Below are 17,485 nucleotides of genomic sequence, written 5' to 3' on the forward strand. Positions count from 1 at the left end.
GAAGACAGTCATGGAAACGCCTCCGCCGCCCACCCCGCGTACCGAGCCGACCGACGCGGACGTCGAGGCCTTCAAGCAGCAGCTCGGGCGTCCGCCGCGCGGGCTGCGGGCGATCGCGCACCGGTGCCCGTGCGGGCAGCCGGATGTCGTGGAGACGGCTCCGCGGCTGCCGGACGGTACGCCCTTCCCGACGACGTACTACCTGACGTGCCCGCGCGCCGCCTCGGCGATCGGCACGCTGGAGGCGAACGGCGTCATGAAGGAGATGACGGAGCGGCTGGGGACCGACCCCGAGCTGGCCGCCGCGTACCGGGCCGCGCACGAGGACTACATCCGGCGCCGGGACGAGATCGAGGTCCTGGAGGGCTTCCCGAGCGCGGGCGGCATGCCGGACCGGGTGAAGTGCCTGCACGTCCTGGTGGGCCACTCGCTGGCGGCCGGACCGGGCGTGAACCCGCTCGGCGACGAGGCGATCGCCATGCTGCCGGAGTGGTGGCTCAAGGGGCCGTGTGTGCAGCCGCTCGTGGCGCCCGACCCCGCGGACGAGTACCCGGGCGAGGACGGCACGGTCACCGACCCCACCGAGGTGCGCGGCGGCCTCTTCGCCGAGCGGCCGCCGGTCGCCGACGGGTTCACCCGGGTCGCCGGCATCGACTGCGGCACGAACTCCATCCGGCTGCTCGTCGCCGACGTCAACCCGGCCACCGGCGAACTGCTGGAGCTGGACCGGCGCATGACGATCGTGCGGCTCGGCCAGGACGTGGACCGCACCGGCCGGCTGGCTCCCGAGGCGCTGGAGCGGACCTTCGCGGCGTGCCGCGAGTACGCGGACGTCATCCGCGAACTGGGCGGCGCGTCGGTGCGGTTCGTCGCCACGTCCGCCTCCCGGGACGCGGAGAACCGGGACGAGTTCGTGCGCGGTGTCGTAGGCATCCTCGGGGTCGAGCCCGAGGTGATCACCGGTGAGCAGGAGGCCGAGTACTCCTTCACCGGCGCCACCAAGGAGCTCACGGGCCGTGCGGACCTCGCCCGGCCCTACCTCGTCGTGGACATCGGCGGCGGTTCCACCGAGTTCGTCGTCGGCACCGGCCACGTGCGGGCCGCGCGGTCCGTGGACGTCGGCTGCGTCCGGATGACCGAGCGGCACCTGGTGCGCGACGGCAAGGTGAGCGACCCGCCCACGCAGGAGCAGATCGCCGCCATGCGCGCCGACATCGAGGCCGCCCTGGACCTCGCCGAGGAGACGGTCCCGCTGCGCGAGGCGCGCACCCTGGTGGGCCTCGCCGGCTCGGTCACCACCGTCTCCGCGATCGCCCAGGAGCTGCCCGAGTACGACTCCGAGCGCATCCACCACTCCCGCGTCTCGCGCGACCGCGTCCGCGAGATCACCGAGTGGCTGCTGCGCTCCACGCACGCCGAGCGTGCGGCGATCCCGTCCATGCACCCGGGCCGCGTCGACGTCATCGGTGCCGGCGCCCTCGTGCTGCTCGCGATCATGGAGCGGACCGGTGCCGAGGAGGTCGTCGTCAGCGAGCACGACATCCTCGACGGCATCGCGTGGGCGGTGGCGTAGCCCCCTTTTATTACCGACCAGTAGTCTCTGTCTGAGCAGGTCGGATAACGTCTGAGCGGAATCGAGGGGCCCCCTGGGGCCCCTCGGCGACGGTCGGCCGGAAAAGTTCGTGAAGTTCTTCACAAGGAATTCCGCCGCCGGGAGCGCGAAAAGGCTTCGATTGGCCCTTCCAAGGGCCCCTGGACCCTTTGAACGTGTTCAGATAGCGGGCGAAACGGGGCTTCGGAAGAGGGCGTTCGAGAGGTGTCGCGCGGTGCTCGCGAGCGCCGCGACTACTCAGAAGGGCAGCTCACGCGGCCTTGACACCGGGTCAGAACGGTCAGGGGTTCCCGTTCGGACGCATGACCTGCGTCACGTGGGTGGCGGAGGATAACACAGGGTCCCTCCAAGCTTGTGAAGGGGCGCACGAGCGACCCCCCTGGGGCGGGTGGATACTCGATGGCATGAGCACCACGGAGCGTCCCAGGATCCTCGTAGTAGGCGGTGGGTACGTAGGCCTGTACGCAGCTCGGCGCATTCTCAAGAAGATGCGCTACGGCGAGGCGACCGTCACGGTCGTCGACCCCCGGTCGTACATGACCTACCAGCCCTTCCTCCCCGAAGCCGCCGCCGGCAACATCTCCCCCCGGCACGTCGTCGTCCCGCTGCGACGCGTCCTGCCGAAGGCGGAGGTCCTCACCGGTCGGGTCACCACCATCGACCAGGACCGCAAGGTCGCCACGATCGCCCCCCTCGTGGGCGAGGCGTACGAGCTGCCCTTCGACTACCTGGTCATCGCGATGGGCGCGGTCTCCCGCACCTTCCCGATCCCCGGCCTCGCCGAGCAGGGCATCGGCATGAAGGGCATCGAGGAGTCCATCGGCCTGCGCAACCACGTCCTCGAGCAGCTGGACAAGGCCGACTCGACGACCGACGAGGAGATCCGCCGCAAGGCGCTCACCTTCGTCTTCATCGGCGGCGGCTTCGCGGGTGCGGAGACCATCGGTGAGGTCGAGGACATGGCCCGCGACGCGGCCAAGTACTACAAGAACGTGTCCCGCGAGGACATGCGGTTCGTCCTCGTCGACGCCGCCGACAAGATCCTTCCCGAGGTCGGTCCCAAGCTCGGCCAGTACGGCAAGGAGCACCTGGAGAGCCGCGGCGTGGAGATCTACCTCTCCACCTCCATGGACTCCTGCGTCGACGGTCACGTCGTGCTGAAGAACGGCCTCGAGGTCGACTCCAACACGATCGTCTGGACGGCGGGCGTCAAGCCCAACCCGGCCCTGTCCCGCTTCGGCCTCCCGCTGGGTCCGCGCGGCCACGTCGACTGCGCGCCCACCCTCCAGGTCCAGGGCACGGACTACATCTGGGCCGCCGGCGACAACGCCCAGGTGCCGGACATCGCCGCCCGCAAGGCCGGCGTCGAGAACGCCTGGTGCCCGCCGAACGCCCAGCACGCGCTGCGCCAGGCCAAGGTCCTCGGCGACAACGTGATCTCCGGCATGCGGGGCTTCCCGCAGAAGGAGTACGAGCACGCCAACAAGGGTGCCGTCGCCGGTCTCGGCCTGCACAAGGGCGTGGCGATGATCGTCATGGGCAAGGTGAAGATCAAGGTCAAGGGCCGCCTCGCCTGGTACATGCACCGTGGCTACCACGGCATGGCGATGCCGACCTGGAACCGCAAGATCCGCGTCTTCGCCGACTGGACCCTCGGCATGTTCCTCAAGCGCGAGGTCGTCTCCCTCGGCGCCATGGAGAACCCCCGCGAGGAGTTCTACGAGGCTGCCAAGCCGGCGCCCGTCGCCGCCGCGAAGACCGGGGAAAAGGCCAAGGCTTCCTGACCTCGGCCGCTTGACCTCCGGTCTGCACCCTCCGACCTCCGGTCTGCACCCTCCGACCTCCGGTCGGCGAACCACCTGAAGGACCTCCCGCTATCCGTGGTGCGGGGGGTCCTTCGGCGTTCCCGCGCATCCTCGCCGTGGTGCCGCACCGTTCGGCACCGGCGGGGTTCACCGGCGTGGCTGATCGCCGTCGTGGCGGAAAAAGGTGCCCTGTAACTCATTTGCGGGACTGCGCCGGAGCCTCGGCGGTGTTTACGTGGTAACCGGCATCCGGGATCGTCGTCTTGGAGGTGTGCGCCATGGCCGACGCCGCGTCGCGGCTCGTGAGTGTTGCGGAGCAGTTGCTGGGAGCGCGACTCCCGGTGCGGATCCGGGCCTGGGACGGTTCCCAGGCCGGCCCACCGGAGGCGCCCGTGCTCGTCGTGCGCAACCGACGGGCCCTGCGCCGTATGTTGTTCAAACCGGGGGAGCTGGGCCTGGCCCGGGCCTGGGTCTCCGGAGACCTGGACATCGAGGGCGACCTGTACACGGTGCTCGACGCCATAGCGGCTCTGGTCTGGGAGCGCGACGGCGACTCCCGTACCCTCGCCCAGGCGCTGCGCGACCCCGACGTACGGGCCGGCGCACGCGAGCTGCTCAGGCTCGCGGGCCCGCCGATCCCGCCCGCGCCGCCGCGCGAGGAGGTCCGCCGGCCCGGCCATCTGCACACGCGCCGCAGTGACCGGCAGGCCATCAGCCACCACTACGACGTCGGCAACGACTTCTACGAGATCGTCCTCGGCCCGTCGATGGTGTACTCGTGCGCGTACTGGGGGGCCGCCGACGAGGAGGACACGCTGGAGTCCGCCCAGCGCGACAAGCTCGAACTCGTCTGCGCCAAGCTCGGCCTGACGGAGGGGATGCGGCTCCTGGACGTCGGCTGCGGCTGGGGCTCGATGGCCATCCACGCGGCCCGCGAGCACGGCGTGCACGTGGTCGGGGTGACCCTGTCCCAGGAGCAGGCCGCGTACGCCCGTAAGCGGGTCGCGGACGAGGGTCTGACCGACCGGGTGGAGATCAGGGTCCAGGACTACCGGGACGTCGCGGACGGCCCCTACGACGCGATCTCCTCCATCGGCATGGCCGAACACGTCGGCGCCGAGCGTTACCTGGAGTACGCGAGCCATCTGTACGCCCTGCTGAAGCCCGGCGGCCGGCTGCTCAACCACCAGATCGCGCGCCGCCCGCAGCGCGACGAAGCGGCGTACGAGGCGGACGAGTTCATCGACGCCTACGTCTTCCCCGACGGCGAGCTCGCCCCGGTCGGCACCACGGTCACCCAACTGGAGCGCGCCGGCTTCGAGGTGCGGGACGTGGAGTCGATCCGCGAGCACTACGCCCGCACCCTGCGCCGGTGGGTCGCCAACCTGGAGGCCGACTGGGACCGCGCGGTCCGTCTCACCGGCCCGGGCCGCGCCCGCGTCTGGCGGCTGTACATGGCGGCCTGCGCGCTCGCCTTCGAGCGCAACCGCATCGGCGTCAACCAGGTCCTGGCCGTCCGCACCCCGGAGTCCGGCGCCTCCGGCCTCCCGCTGCGCACCCGCACCTGGAACAGCTGACGACACGAGAACCGGGGCCCCGTTCCGCGTACGGAACGGGGCCCCGGGGCGTGCGGCCGCCGTACGGCTACTCGGCCTTGATCGCCGCCAGCATGTTCAGCCGGGCCGCGCGCCGGGCCGGCCACAGCGCGGCCAGGACGCCGACCACCGCCGCCAGCAGCAGGAAGACGGCCATCCGGTCCCAGGGCAGGACCAGTTCGTAGGTCGCCAGCTTCGTGCCCAGCAGCTCACCGGCCGCCCAGCCGAAGAACACGCCCAGACCGATGCCGAGCACGCCGCCGAACAGGGAGATCACCAGGGACTCCAGGCGCACCATCCGCTTGACCGCCCGGCGGTCCAGTCCGATCGCGCGGAGCATGCCGATCTCCTGGGAGCGCTCGAACACCGACATGGCCAGGGTGTTGATGACCCCGAGGACCGCGACGATGACCGCCATGCCGAGCAGGCCGTAGACCATGTTCAGGATCATGGTGAACATCTTCGCGATGTCGTTGGAGATGTCCTTCTTGTCCTGGACCTGGATCGCCGGGTTGAGGCCGAGGGTCTTCTCCAGGGAGTCCTTGGCGGAGGCCGAGGCGCCGTGCGCCGTCCTGACCATGACCTGCATGTCGGTCGGGTCGGTCAGATGGGGGGTGAGGACCTTGTTGTCGAGCATGATCCCGTTGAGCATGTCGTTGCCCTCGTAGACCCCGGCGACGGTCAGCTTCTTCGCCTTGCCGTCCTCGAAGTGGACGGTGAAGTCCGAACCGGCCCGCCAGCCGTGCTCCTTGGCCCGGTCCTTGTCCACGACCACCTTCGCGCCGCCGACCTCGAAGGCGCCGTCGTCCACCTTCAGGTCCGTCAGCCTGCCGATGGACGAGCCGTCGACGCCGGTCAGGAACTCGGTCTTGCCGTCGATGCGCGAGGGGCCGTTGCGCAGGGGGCTGCTGGCGGTGACGCCGTCGGCGGTCGCGAGCTTCTTCGCGACGTCCGGGGAGAGCGGGCTGCGGTTGGCCATCGACACCACGTAGTCCGCCCGGATCGCGGAGCTCGCCATCTTGTCGATCGCCGTCTGCAGGCTGCCCGCCATCACGGTCATGCCGGTGATCAGGGTCAGACCGATCATCAGCGCCGAGGCCGTGGCCGCCGTACGGCGCGGGTTGCGCACCGAGTTCTGACGGGCCAGCCTGCCCGAGACACCGAACACGCGCAGCACCGGGGCGGCGGCCGCGATCAGCGGGCGGGACAGCAGCGGCGTCAGGATGAACACGCCGATGATCAGCAGGACGGCGCCCAGGCCCATCGGGCCCTGCGCGGAGTCGGTGTCCATCGTCGTGGCCGACAGGACCACCGCGACACCGGCCGCCGAGAACAGCGCGCCCAAAGTGTTCCGCAGCACCAGCGACTTGGTCGTGGCCTTGGCGTGCACGCTGCTCATCGCCGCCACCGGCGGGATCTTCGCGGCCCGGCGGCCCGGCAGCCACGCGGCCAGCACGGTGATGACGATGCCGACGGCGAGCGCGGCCACCACGGTGCCCGGCGTGATCACCAGCGGCCCGTCCGGCACGCTCGCGCCGAAGGAGCCCAGCAGGGCGCGCAGTCCGGCACCGATGCCGATGCCGGCGGCCAGGCCGGTCACACCGGCGACCGTGCCGACCACGAACGCCTCGATCAGCACCGAGCGGGTGACCTGCCGGCGGGACGCGCCGACCGCCCGGAGCAGGGCCAGCTCCCGGGTGCGCTGGGCGACCAGCATGGTGAAGGTGTTGGCGATGATGAACGTGCCGACGAACAGGGCGATGCCGGCGAACACCAGCAGGGCCTGCCGCAGTCCGCTCATGCCGTCGGAGATGGCCTGGGCCTGGTCGTCGGCGAGCTTCTTGCCGGTGGTGGTCTTCACCAGGTGGGACGGCAGCGCCGTGTCCAGCCCGGACTTGAGCGCGGCCTGGCTGGTTCCGGCCGCCGCCTTCACGTCGATCTCGTCGTACGTGCCCTTCTTGCCGAACAGGGCCTGCGCGGTCGGGGTGTCGAACAGGGCGAGGCTGCCGCCGGCGGCGACGTTGCCGTCGTCGGTGGTGAAGATGCCGCTGACGGTCGGGGTGAGGACCGGGCCGTCGACGGAGACGCGCACGGTGTCGCCGACCTTGTAGCCGGCGCGCTTCGCGGTCTTGGAGTCGATCAGCAGCTCGCCCCTGCCGCTCGGCGCGTGGCCGGAGACCAGCGGGTACCGGGCGTCCTTCGTGCCCCAGTAGTTGCCGCCCTGGGACTGCCAGCCGCCGCCGATCAGCTTGCCGTCCTTGTCGGCGATGGCGGTGAAGCCGGTGACGACACCGGTGGCGGAGGCGGCGCCCGGGACCTTCGCGGCCTTGTCGAGCAGCGCCTGGGTCAGCTCGGGCGTCCTGCCGACCTGGTCGCCCCTGGAGTCCTGGAACTTGGGCTGTACGGCGACGTCGACCTGGTCGAAGCCCTTGGCGGAGCTGTTCTGGTAGGCGTCGGAGAGGGTGTTGGTGAAGACGAGCGTCCCGGACACGAAGGCCACGCCGAGCATGACGGCGAGCACGGTCATCAGGAGCCGGGCCTTGTGCGCGAGGATGTTGCGCAGGGCGGTGCGGAACATCAGCTGGTACGGCCCTTCGCGTCGAACTGCTTCATGAGGTCGAGGACCGAGTCGGCGGTGGGGCCGTGGATCTCGTCGACGATCCGGCCGTCGGCCAGGAAGACCACGCGGTCCGCGTAGGCGGCGGCGACCGGGTCGTGGGTCACCATGACCACCGTCTGGCCCAGCTCGCGCACGGAGTTGCGCAGGAAGCCCAGCACCTCGGCGCCGGAGCGGGAGTCGAGGTTTCCGGTCGGCTCGTCACCGAAGATGATCTCCGGCCGGGACGCGAGGGCGCGGGCGACCGCGACGCGCTGCTGCTGGCCGCCGGAGAGCTGCGCGGGCCGGTGCGAGAGCCGCCCGGACAGTCCCACCATCTCGATGACCCGGTCCAGCCACGCCTTGTCGGGCTTGCGGCTCGCGATGTCCATCGGGAGGGTGATGTTCTCCAGGGCCGTCAGTGTCGGCAGCAGGTTGAACGCCTGGAAGATGAAGCCGATCTTGTCCCGGCGCAGCCTGGTGAGCTGCTTGTCCTTCAGGGAACCCAGCTCGGTCTCGCCGATCCGCACGGACCCGGAGGAGAAGGTGTCCAGGCCGGCCACGCAGTGCATCAGCGTGGACTTGCCGGAACCCGACGGGCCCATGATCGCGGTGAACTCGGCCTGCCGGAAGTCGACGGAGACCCGGTCCAGCGCGACCACACGGGTCTCGCCCTGCCCGTAGATCTTCGACAGCTCCGTGGCGCGTGCGGCCACGGCCGTGGTCCGGCCGGCGGTGGGTGTGATGGTCACGGGGCGGTGCTCCTGTCGGGACGACGTCTCTTCGTGGGGACAGATCCATCGTCCCGGCAGCAAAAGGCCGTGTAGTCAGTCGCTGCGCCGGTTCCGGGGGGCGACTCGGGTCGGACGGGGCGGGCCGGTGTCATACCTGGGGAGGACGAGCACCCCTGACAGCCGGCACCGCCCAGAACCGGTGGACCGCCCTCGTTCGGTAGGTGAAATTCCGTCATTCCGCGTACGCACGCAACGGCGTCCCGTCACGCTATTGGCAAGTGCGTATGGCGCGTACCGTGGTCTGATGCACCCTCAGACATCAATAAAATAAGACAACATCGGCCCGTCTCCCCGGCTGTTCGGGGGATGTACCCCGATAGGCTCGGGACCTCGAGAGCGGTGCCCATGGCCTGCCCGGATGGTGGAATGCAGACACGGCGAGCTTAAACCTCGCTGCCCCTTCGCGGGCGTGCCGGTTCAAGTCCGGCTCCGGGCACTACCCCCTGCGGCGCGGCGGTGTTCAGCTGCTGCTACCACGTCACGGGCAGCTCCAGCGGGAAGCGTCTGATCGTCTTCGTGTCCCACTCCAGTTCCTTCTCCGGCACCGCGAGCCGGATCCCGGGGAACCGCTCCAGGAGCCGTCCGATGGCCACTTCGAGCTCCGCCATCGCCATCGGAACCGCGATGCACCGGTGTCCGCCCCAGCCGAAGGTCATGTGCGGAGCGCTGGGCCGGTCGAAGTCGATGGTGTCCGGGTCCGGGTAGCGCTCCGGGTCACGGTTGGCCGTCAGGTACGACACGTGCACGTAGTCGCCCTTCCGGATGCGGGCGCCGTCCAGTTCCAGGTCCTCGAGCGCCACCCGGGGGATGCCGACCCCCTTGCGGAACGGGATGCAGCGCAGCAGCTCGTGCAGGACGTCGGTGAGGGACTCGGGCCTGCGCCGGAGCTCCTTCATCAGCTCCGCACGGGTGAGGAGCAGATAGACGATGTTGCTGATCTGACAGGTCGCGGTGTCCTGGCCGCTGAGGGCCAGCATCAGTGCCATGACCGCCACCTCCCGGTCGTCGAGCCGTTCCTTCCCGTCCCGTGCCGCGGCCATCGCGCTGATGAGGTCCGGGCCGGGTGTGACGCGGCGCTGCTTGACGAGTGTGCCGAAGTAGGCCGTCAGATCGACCTTGGCCTGTGCGGCCGCCTCCTTGTTGCCGGCGCCGACGACGAGGAGGCGCTGCACCGCCTCCTGGATGCGCTGCCAGTCCTCCGCCTCGACGCCGAGGAGGTCCAGGATGGTGTGCCGGGGGAGAGGGTCGGAGAGGTGACGGACCAGATCGGCCGGCGGCCCCTGCCGCTCCATGTCGTCCAGCAGGCGGTCCGCGAGCCGGAGGATCCGGGGCCGCATCTCCTCGACGTGCTGCTGGGTGAAGGCCTGCGAGGCGAGGTGGCGGACGCGGTTGCTGAGCGGCGGGTCCATCACGTTGACCGACTCGGGCGAGACGATGGGCTCCGCCGTCATCCGCGGATAGTCCTGGCCGACGATGCCCGCCCGGCTCAGGCGGTTGTCGGTGGTCACCCGTTTGACGGCGTCGAAGCCGGTGATCAGCCAGGCGTCCGCATCGCCGTAGGGAAGGCGGATCCGGGCAGGGGAGTCGCGGAGCATCAGGTCCGCGAGCGCGGGGTCGAACTCCAGGGCCTCGCTGTAGTCGAACGGGCAGGTGATGGGCGCGTCGTCCGCAGTCATCGGATGGTTCCTCCCGGCATGGGTGTGACGGCGGTGGTGACCACGGCCCCGCGCATCGCCCGGGGTGAACGCGACGGCATCGCCGACGGCCCGGAGGTGGACGAAGGACAGGCGCGGCTCGTCCGTCAAGGTTGAGATGGCTGACGCGATCGAAACACGGGACTCCCCCGGGCGCGCGACCACGCACCATCACCGACCGCCGGGTGGGCTAACCGTCTGCCCCTACCGGGTCGCGTGTCGTCCTGGAGCGCCGCGACCGCGCCTTCGCCGAGCGGCGCCGGCGCGCCGGGATCCTGGAACGGGGCACGGCGGACGTGCTGCGCGCGGCCGGTGCCGGGGAGCGGAGGAACGAGGGTCCTCGAACCGTTGGAGGGAGGGCCCGCGCGGGCGGGAACAAGGCATGCGCGTAGCGTGTTGCGCAGCACAGCGAGGGAAAGATCCTTCCCAAGTACTACGGACGACCCTTTGCCAATCCATTACTCTTGAGCCAAGGCTGCGCACGGCAGCCATGGAGGAGTGAAATGAGGAGCAGTAACCCGGTCTTCTCGCGACGGGGGTTCAGCCGCGACAACGGCTACGCCGGCTTCAACACCGCCGCGCAGGCCGGGTCCGCGCAGGGCAACCCGTACGCGCAGAACCCCTACGCCCAGAACCCGTACGCCCAGCAGGACCTTCAGCAGGGCGCCCCGCCGCAGGCCCCGGCCACCACCGAGCGGATGACGATGGACGACGTCGTCATGCGCTCGGCCTTCACGCTCGGCACGGTCGCCGTCGGCGCCGCCCTCGCCTGGGTGCTGCTGCCGGTCTCGACGACCAGCTACGGCCTGGCCTTCGGCTCCGCGATCATCGCGATGATCCTGGCGCTGGTGCAGAGCTTCAAGCGCACCCCGTCGCCCGCGCTGATCCTCGGCTACGCCGCCTTCGAGGGTGTCTTCCTCGGCGTCATCAGCGAGATGTACAACAGCCGTTGGAGCGGCGCCCCCTTCCAGGCGGTGCTCGGCACCATGGCGGTCACCGCGGCCACCCTGCTGGTCTACAAGGCCGGCTGGATCCGCGTCACGGCCCGCTACGCCCGCATCGGCATGGCCATCGCCATGGCCTTCGTGCTGGTCATGGTGGTCAACCTGCTGCTGGTCGCGTTCGGTGTCGCCGAGGACGGCGGCCTGCGCAGCTTCGGTCCGCTCGGCGCGATCGTCGGCATCATCGCCATCGTGCTCGGCGCGTTCTTCCTGACGCTCGACTTCAAGCAGATCGAGGACGGCATCGCCTACGGCGCCCCGCGAAACGAGTCCTGGCTCGCCGCGTTCGGCCTCACCCTGACCCTGGTGTGGATCTACGTCGAGATGCTGCGCCTGGTGGCGATCTTCAGCAACAACGACTAGCGGACCCATCTCGTGCGAAGGGCCCCCGGGTTCACCCGGGGGCCCTTCGGCATAGGTGTACGGCGGCGTCAGAGCAGCTTGCGCGCGGCCCTCCTCAGGTCGTACTCATGGATGATCGCCTTGGCGTGGCCGTACGCAAGGTCGTACTCGTGCCGGAGCCAGCTGACCTTCTCCTCGAAGCGGAAGAGCGACGGGCCTTCTTCGACGGTGCGCAACCAGTCGGAGACTTCACGACCGGTGCAGTGCGGGATGCGGGCGAGCATGTTGCGATGGGTCTCTTCGGAGAAGACTTGGGACATCGGCGCCTCCGAACGCAAAGGGGATGTAAGCCGGTCCTTCACGTCACGGTGCCTGAGCGTTCGCCTCTTGGCAACAGTGCGGGGCGTTACGCTCGGCGCGTGGTTGATACGACGCCTCTGATCCAAGCAGTGGAACACTTCGCCGACCGGTTGCGGGCGGCGCCGCAGAGTCGCCTGCAACGCAGTGCCGCCGCGGAGGCTCTCGCCGCGGCGCGGGAGCTTTCCAGGCGGGCCCAGCTGTTGGAAGAACCCGACGGTGAGCCCCGGGAGATGCCGGATGCGGGGATGTTCGCGGTGGCCGACCAGATCACCGTGGCCGGGAACGACTTGGCGGTGGTGCTGGAGAGCGAGGAGCAGGTGGCCGAGGCGGTGAGGCTGGTGGAGGAGGCGCGCAAGAAGGCGGGGGTCTGACGGCGTTCACGGGTGCGGGTCGTGGCCGTCGGCTTCACAGGGACGCGATGACCCGGTCCGCCAGGATGTAGAGCGTGTCCTCGCCGCAGGCGAAGGTGAGCGTGTAGCCGCCGGAGACGACGGAGCCCCCGAGAAGGTACGGGGTCTCGCCCTCGCGCAGGGCCGCGGCCAGCCGTTCCGCGGTTTCGCGGTGGCCCGGAGTCATGCACAGGGTGGTGCCGTCGGCGAAGACGTAGACGTCGAGGGTGCCGAGCGGGCCGGGACGGACGTCGGCGAGCTCGATCCGGTCGGCGGAGAGCTGCTCCAGGGTGGTCACGGTGCGCTCGTGGTCGTCGACGACCGGCGACTGCACCGGGACGAAGTCGGGGTGCGAGGGGTGGCGGCGGCGGGCCGCGGCCAGTTCCGGGGATTCCCCGGCGAACTCGTCGGCCTCGGTGGCCGGCTCGGCGACCGGCTCCAGCGAGTCCAGGCCCACGAAGTCGGCCTGCCGGGGAAGGAACGGGTCGGCGTCGCCCAGGCCCAGCAGGGAGGGTGCGTCGGAGACGTCACGGGTCTCCTGCGCGGCCCAGAACGCGCGGGCCTCGGCCAGCTCCCGCTCGCGCTCCTCGGCCAGCGCCTCGGCCACGGCCGCGCGTATCTCCTCCGTGTCGGCGGTGGTCCGGGCGGCCGGCACCGGGGCGCGCACGGAGGCCGCCTGGTTCTCGGCGAGCTGGGTGTGCAGCTCGGCGATCTGGCGGCGCAGCTTCAGCACGGTGCGCAGGACGGCGACGCCCACGGCGCCGGTGGCGGCCGTGGTGAGCAGCAGGGCGATCGGCATGGCGCTCACTGACGTACTCCCAGGTTCAAAGTCGACCCCCGACTTCCTACATCAGCTTGAGGTGCTGCCTCACCATCTGTCAGTGCGTAACATCACGAAACGGACAGGACTTTGGGTCCGTGGTTCCGCCGGGCACCGCGTTGACCTGTGCTGACCTGCGGCGATATGCCCTGTGGGGGAGATAGGTCACATCCTGGGGGAGATTGGATCACAGAACGGCCCGCAACCCGGGCGTTTTCCGGGTTCCGGGCCGTTCTCTGACGTAGGGTGCTCCGTCGGCTACCGACGGTGCGTCCGGGTCAGCTGAGGCGCTCGATGACCATCGCCATGCCCTGGCCGCCGCCGACGCACATGGTCTCCAGGCCGAACTGCTTGTCGTGGAACTGCAGCGAGTTGATGAGCGTGCCGGTGATCCGGGCGCCGGTCATGCCGAAGGGGTGGCCGACGGCGATGGCGCCGCCGTTGACGTTCAGCTTGTCGAGGTCGATGCCGAGGTCGCGGTAGGAGGGGATCACCTGGGCCGCGAAGGCCTCGTTGATCTCGACCAGGTCGATGTCGTCGACGGTGAGGCCGGCGCGGCGCAGGGCCTGCTTCGACGCCTCCACCGGGCCGAGGCCCATGATCTCGGGGGAGAGGCCGGAGACGCCGGTCGACACGATGCGGGCGAGCGGGGTCAGACCCAGCTCGCGGGCCTTGGTGTCGGACATGATCACGAGCGCGGCGGCGCCGTCGTTGAGCGGGCAGCAGTTGCCGGCGGTGACCATGCCGTCCGGGCGGAAGACCGGCTTGAGGCCGGAGACGCCCTCCAGCGTGACGCCGGCGCGCGGGCCGTCGTCCTTGCCGACCACCGTGCCGTCGGGGAGCGTGACCGGGGTGATCTCGCGCTCCCAGAAGCCGTTCTTGATGGCTTCCTCGGCGAGGTTCTGCGAGCGGACGCCGAACTCGTCCATCTCCTGGCGGGTGACGCCCTTCCAGCGGGCGAGGTTCTCCGCGGTCTGACCCATCGCTATGTAGGCGTCGGGCACGAGGCCGTCCTCGCGCGGGTCGTGCCAGGTGGTGCCCTCCTGTGCCGCGACGGCGGCGGTGCGGGCCTCGGCCTCGGCGAAGAACGGGTTGTGCGTGTCCGGAAGGCTGTCGGAGTTGCCCTTCACGAACCGCGACACCATCTCGACACCGGCCGAGATGAAGACGTCGCCCTCGCCGGCCTTGATGGCGTGCAGGGCCATGCGGGAGGTCTGCAGCGAGGAGGAGCAGTAGCGGGTGATCGTGCAGCCCGGCAGGTGGTCCATGCCCATCTGCACGGCGACGATCCGGCCGAGGTTGTTGCCCTGCTCGCCGCCGGGGAGGCCACAGCCGAGCATCAGGTCGTCGATGTCCTTCGGGTCCAGTTCGGGGACCTTGGCGAGGGCGGCCTGGATGATCGTGGCGGTGAGGTCGTCGGGGCGCAGTTCCTTGAGCGAGCCCTTGAAGGCACGGCCGATGGGGGAGCGGGCGGTCGAGACGATGACGGCTTCGGGCATCACGGCTCCAGTTCGAAGGGCGCGGCGCGCAGTGCCCCGTCGGGGCGGCGGTCGGGTGACGGGCGGGCCGACGGAAGAAGGTAGGCCTGAGGGGAAGTTACCTTCACGTAAGGCCCGGGTCACCGGTGTGGCGGTGTGACACAGACCGCACTTGTCTAAGCGCTTGCTTTGGTCTTCGACGGTTTGGCCGAAGGGGTGCGGGTGGGCAGGGGTGGCCGCCCCAGGAGGCCCGCCCCTGGACCCCGCTTTCCCACCCTCCCACCTGTCCCGGTAGGTCGAGAAGGCACCGTCACATCGACGGGGTTGCCGGTTCGGCTTCGGGGACGCGGCGGCGGCGCCTGCGCTTCAGCAGGGCCCAGGGGCCGCGAGGGCCCGTCGGCATGGCGGCGGTGACCTCCGTGCCCGCCTCGGAGGCGGCCTCCGCGGCCGCGCGGGCCACCGGCAGGAACCCCTCGCGACGGGAGACGTCCGGCCGCTCCTCCTCCGCCGGCCACAGTCCCAGCGCGGCGCAGACGGTCGGCAGGACCGCCATCGCCGCGGTGGCGTACCCCTCCGCCGAGGGGTGGTAGTTGTCCGGCCCGAACAGCTCCCGCGGGTTCGCCTCGAACTCGGGGCCCAGCAGGTCGCCGAGCGACACGGTCCGGCCCCCCTGCGCCACCGCCCCGATCGTCTGCGCCGCGGCCAGCTGCCGCGAGGCCCGGCGCGCCAGCCAGCGCAGCGGCTGCTGCACGGGCTCGATGGTGCCGAGGTCGGGACACGTGCCGACGACGACCTCCGCGCCGGCCGTGCGCAGCCGTCGTACCGCCGCCGACAGGTGCCGTACCGAGCGGGTCGGCGGCATCCGGTGCGTCACGTCGTTCGCGCCGATCATGATCACGCAGATGTCGGGGACCGGCAGGGAGGCGGACAGGACCAGCGCGACCTGGCGGTCCAGGTCGTCCGACTGGGCACCGGGAAGGGCCACGTTCCGCAGCTCGACCGGCCGCTCCGCCACCGCCGAAAGCCCCGACGCCAGCAGCGCCGCCGGCGTCTGGCCCGCGCGGTGCACGCCCTGGCCCGCCGCCGTGGAGTCGCCGAGCATGGCCATCCGCAGGGGCGGCTCACCGGGGACGGTGTAGGCCTGCCCGTACATGCCCTCGGCCACGGGCACCCGGCCACCGCGGTTCCCGTTGTTCACGGCGCGACGGGCCAGCCGCACCTCCGCCAGCACCAGCCCGACGGCCGCCGCACCGATCAGGCCGACCCCGCCACCGCCGTACGCCGCTCCGGCCGCGATGCGCCGGGCCACACGCGCCCTCGACATGTTCGTCATGCGTCGCCGCCACCTCCTCGTAGCCGTACATCCACTCCTTGCCCCGTACAGCCCGTTCGCCAATCTCAACGGGGAGTGAACGCCCTCCGCACGTCACCCGGGGGCCTTAGGCTGGCCGCACCACTACAACCACTGTTTTGTGCAAGCAACCGGAGACAACGGTGCAATTCCACGACTCGATGATCAGCCTCGTCGGCAACACCCCGCTGCTGAGGCTCAACAACGTGACCAAGGGCATCCAGGCCACCGTCCTGGCGAAGGTCGAGTACTTCAACCCGGGCGGATCCGTGAAGGACCGCATCGCCCTGCGCATGATCGAGGCCGCCGAGGAGAGCGGGGAGCTGAAGCCCGGCGGCACGATCGTCGAGCCGACCAGTGGGAACACCGGTGTGGGACTTGCCATCGTGGCCCAGCAGAAGGGCTACAAGTGCATCTTCGTGTGCCCCGACAAGGTGAGCACCGACAAGATCAACGTGCTGCGGGCGTACGGCGCGGAGGTCGTCGTCTGCCCGACGGCGGTCGACCCGGAGCACCCGGACTCCTACTACAACGTCTCCGACCGGCTCGTCCGTGAGACCCCGGGCGCCTGGAAGCCGGACCAGTACTCCAACCCCAACAACCCGCTCTCCCACTACCACTCGACCGGCCCCGAGCTGTGGGAGCAGACCGAGGGGAAGATCACCCACTTCGTGGCCGGCGTCGGCACCGGCGGCACCATCTCCGGCACCGGCCGCTACCTGAAGGACGCCAGCGACGGCCGGGTCAAGGTCATCGGCGCCGACCCGGAGGGCTCCGTCTACTCCGGCGGCTCCGGGCGCCCGTACCTGATCGAGGGCGTCGGCGAGGACTTCTGGCCGACCGCCTACGACCGCACCGTCGCCGACGAGATCGTCGCCGTGTCCGACAAGGACGCCTTCCAGATGACCCGCCGCCTCGCCAAGGAGGAGGGCCTGCTCGTCGGCGGCTCCTGCGGCATGGCCGTCGTCGCCGCGCTGCGCGTCGCCGAGCGGCTCGGCCCGGACGACGTCGTGGTCGTCCTGCTCCCGGACAGCGGCCGCGGCTACCTCAGCAAGATCTTCAACGACGAGTGGATGGCCGACTACGGCTTCCTCGAGGACGAGGGCCCCAGCGCCCGCGTCGCCGACGTGCTCAGCGACAAGGCGGGCGCCACGATCCCGTCCCTGGTGCACATGCACCCGGAGGAGACCGTCGGCCAGGCCATCGAGGTGCTGCGCGAGTACGGCGTCTCGCAGATGCCGGTCGTCAAGCCCGGCGCCGGTCACCCGGACGTGATGGCCGCCGAGGTCGTCGGGTCGGTCGTGGAGCGCGAACTGCTGGACGCCCTGTTCTCCAAGCGGGCCTCGCTGGAGGACCCCCTGGAGAAGCACATGTCGGCCCCGCTGCCGCAGGTCGGCTCCGGTGAGTCGGTCGGCGACCTGATGCAGGTGCTGGGCTCGGCGGACGCGGCGATCGTCCTGGTCGAGGGCAAGCCGACCGGTGTGGTCAGCCGGCAGGACCTGCTGGCCTTCCTGGCCAAGGGCGGAAAGCAGTAGCGAACGCGCGGTGAACGGACCGTGGCGGCGGCGAACGTGCGGTGACCGCGGTCGTTCGCACCGTCGCGGAAGCGGTACGAGCGCGTCACGTGCGCGCAGCACCGGCTTAACAC

13 protein-coding genes, 1 tRNA gene and 2 pseudogenes are annotated in these 17,485 nt (G+C 70.4%); 9 read left to right on the forward strand and 7 right to left on the reverse strand.

From position 1 onward, the window contains the following. Positions 1-10: 10 nt before the first annotated feature. The 4 genes and pseudogenes from ACWD5D_RS18125 to ACWD5D_RS18140 all read left to right on the forward strand — a co-directional run. A pseudogene (locus ACWD5D_RS18125) lies at positions 11-412 on the forward strand (DUF501 domain-containing protein); the annotation flags it as partial. A 174-nt stretch (positions 413-586) separates the two neighbouring features. After that, entirely contained in the window at positions 587-1,573 is a 987-nt protein-coding gene (locus ACWD5D_RS18130) for a Ppx/GppA phosphatase family protein (RefSeq protein ID WP_451373763.1), read from the forward strand. Positions 1,574-2,016: 443 nt separating this feature from the next. After that, a complete protein-coding gene (locus ACWD5D_RS18135; RefSeq protein ID WP_451373689.1) occupies positions 2,017-3,396 on the forward strand; it encodes an NAD(P)/FAD-dependent oxidoreductase in 1,380 nt (459 codons plus the stop codon). Positions 3,397-3,695: 299 nt separating this feature from the next. Next, positions 3,696-4,994 carry a class I SAM-dependent methyltransferase gene (locus ACWD5D_RS18140; RefSeq protein ID WP_451373690.1) on the forward strand — a complete coding sequence of 433 codons (1,299 nt, stop codon included), beginning with the start codon at positions 3,696-3,698 and terminating at the stop codon, positions 4,992-4,994. 67 nt (positions 4,995-5,061) lie between these two features. On the opposite strand, the gene ACWD5D_RS18145 is transcribed toward ACWD5D_RS18140, so the two are convergent. Together ACWD5D_RS18145 and ACWD5D_RS18150 are read right to left on the reverse strand one after the other, a co-directional pair. Continuing rightward, entirely contained in the window at positions 5,062-7,590 is a 2,529-nt protein-coding gene (locus tag ACWD5D_RS18145) for an ABC transporter permease (protein ID WP_451373691.1), read from the reverse strand. Beyond that, positions 7,590-8,360 carry an ABC transporter ATP-binding protein gene (locus tag ACWD5D_RS18150; RefSeq protein ID WP_451373692.1) on the reverse strand — a complete coding sequence of 257 codons (771 nt, stop codon included), beginning with the start codon at positions 8,358-8,360 and terminating at the stop codon, positions 7,590-7,592. Before ACWD5D_RS18150 ends, ACWD5D_RS18145 begins: the two co-directional genes overlap by 1 nt. A 394-nt stretch (positions 8,361-8,754) precedes the next feature. On the opposite strand from ACWD5D_RS18150, the gene ACWD5D_RS18155 reads away from it, so the two are divergent. Continuing rightward, positions 8,755-8,838: transfer RNA gene (locus tag ACWD5D_RS18155), tRNA-Leu, on the forward strand. Between the two features lie 34 nt (positions 8,839-8,872). On the opposite strand, the gene ACWD5D_RS18160 is transcribed toward ACWD5D_RS18155, so the two are convergent. Then, the gene (locus tag ACWD5D_RS18160; RefSeq protein ID WP_451373693.1) at positions 8,873-10,078 is read right to left on the reverse strand and encodes a cytochrome P450; all 1,206 of its coding nucleotides are present in this window, start codon (positions 10,076-10,078) and stop codon (positions 8,873-8,875) included. Positions 10,079-10,314: 236 nt separating this feature from the next. Here ACWD5D_RS18160 and ACWD5D_RS18165 point away from each other — a divergent pair. Further along, a pseudogene (locus tag ACWD5D_RS18165) lies at positions 10,315-10,449 on the forward strand (4-hydroxybenzoate 3-monooxygenase); the annotation flags it as partial. 150 nt (positions 10,450-10,599) lie between these two features. Then, complete coding sequence (locus tag ACWD5D_RS18170) at positions 10,600-11,460, forward strand: Bax inhibitor-1/YccA family protein (protein WP_451373694.1); 861 nt, start codon at positions 10,600-10,602, stop codon at positions 11,458-11,460. Between the two features lie 68 nt (positions 11,461-11,528). On the opposite strand, the gene ACWD5D_RS18175 is transcribed toward ACWD5D_RS18170, so the two are convergent. Then, positions 11,529-11,759, reverse strand: coding sequence for a DUF4287 domain-containing protein (locus ACWD5D_RS18175; protein WP_100826629.1), 231 nt, complete (start codon positions 11,757-11,759; stop codon positions 11,529-11,531). Positions 11,760-11,888: 129 nt separating this feature from the next. Here ACWD5D_RS18175 and ACWD5D_RS18180 point away from each other — a divergent pair, with 129 nt between their 5' ends. Next, complete coding sequence (locus tag ACWD5D_RS18180) at positions 11,889-12,170, forward strand: hypothetical protein (protein ID WP_451373695.1); 282 nt, start codon at positions 11,889-11,891, stop codon at positions 12,168-12,170. Between the two features lie 34 nt (positions 12,171-12,204). Here ACWD5D_RS18180 and ACWD5D_RS18185 read toward each other — a convergent pair whose 3' ends face one another. From ACWD5D_RS18185 to ACWD5D_RS18195, 3 genes are all read right to left on the reverse strand, one after another. Continuing rightward, on the reverse strand, positions 12,205-12,987 hold the full coding sequence (locus ACWD5D_RS18185; protein WP_451373764.1) for a hypothetical protein: 783 nt from the start codon (positions 12,985-12,987) through the stop codon (positions 12,205-12,207). 299 nt (positions 12,988-13,286) lie between these two features. Beyond that, the gene (locus ACWD5D_RS18190) at positions 13,287-14,507 is read right to left on the reverse strand and encodes an acetyl-CoA C-acetyltransferase (RefSeq protein WP_451373696.1); all 1,221 of its coding nucleotides are present in this window, start codon (positions 14,505-14,507) and stop codon (positions 13,287-13,289) included. A 289-nt stretch (positions 14,508-14,796) separates the two neighbouring features. Further along, positions 14,797-15,819 carry an SGNH/GDSL hydrolase family protein gene (locus ACWD5D_RS18195; protein ID WP_451373697.1) on the reverse strand — a complete coding sequence of 341 codons (1,023 nt, stop codon included), beginning with the start codon at positions 15,817-15,819 and terminating at the stop codon, positions 14,797-14,799. A 161-nt stretch (positions 15,820-15,980) separates the two neighbouring features. On the opposite strand from ACWD5D_RS18195, the gene ACWD5D_RS18200 reads away from it, so the two are divergent. Beyond that, the gene (locus tag ACWD5D_RS18200; protein WP_451373698.1) at positions 15,981-17,372 is read left to right on the forward strand and encodes a cystathionine beta-synthase; all 1,392 of its coding nucleotides are present in this window, start codon (positions 15,981-15,983) and stop codon (positions 17,370-17,372) included. The last annotated feature ends 113 nt before the right edge of the window (positions 17,373-17,485 follow it).

The organism is Streptomyces sp. NPDC002520 (genome assembly GCF_053595235.1).

Bases quoted from the DNA above. Each gene is read 5' to 3' on its own strand.
- ACWD5D_RS18135 (WP_451373689.1), top strand. From the start codon at position 2,017: ATGAGCACCACGGAGCGTCCCAGGATCCTCGTAGTAGGCGGTGGGTAC.
- ACWD5D_RS18160 (WP_451373693.1), bottom strand. From the start codon at position 10,078: ATGACTGCGGACGACGCGCCCATCACCTGCCCGTTCGACTACAGCGAG.
- ACWD5D_RS18140 (WP_451373690.1), top strand. From the start codon at position 3,696: ATGGCCGACGCCGCGTCGCGGCTCGTGAGTGTTGCGGAGCAGTTGCTG.
- ACWD5D_RS18145 (WP_451373691.1), bottom strand. From the start codon at position 7,590: ATGTTCCGCACCGCCCTGCGCAACATCCTCGCGCACAAGGCCCGGCTC.
- ACWD5D_RS18185 (WP_451373764.1), bottom strand. From the start codon at position 12,987: ATGCCGATCGCCCTGCTGCTCACCACGGCCGCCACCGGCGCCGTGGGC.
- ACWD5D_RS18195 (WP_451373697.1), bottom strand. From the start codon at position 15,819: ATGACGAACATGTCGAGGGCGCGTGTGGCCCGGCGCATCGCGGCCGGA.
- ACWD5D_RS18175 (WP_100826629.1), bottom strand. From the start codon at position 11,759: ATGTCCCAAGTCTTCTCCGAAGAGACCCATCGCAACATGCTCGCCCGC.
- ACWD5D_RS18190 (WP_451373696.1), bottom strand. From the start codon at position 14,507: ATGCCCGAAGCCGTCATCGTCTCGACCGCCCGCTCCCCCATCGGCCGT.
- ACWD5D_RS18170 (WP_451373694.1), top strand. From the start codon at position 10,600: ATGAGGAGCAGTAACCCGGTCTTCTCGCGACGGGGGTTCAGCCGCGAC.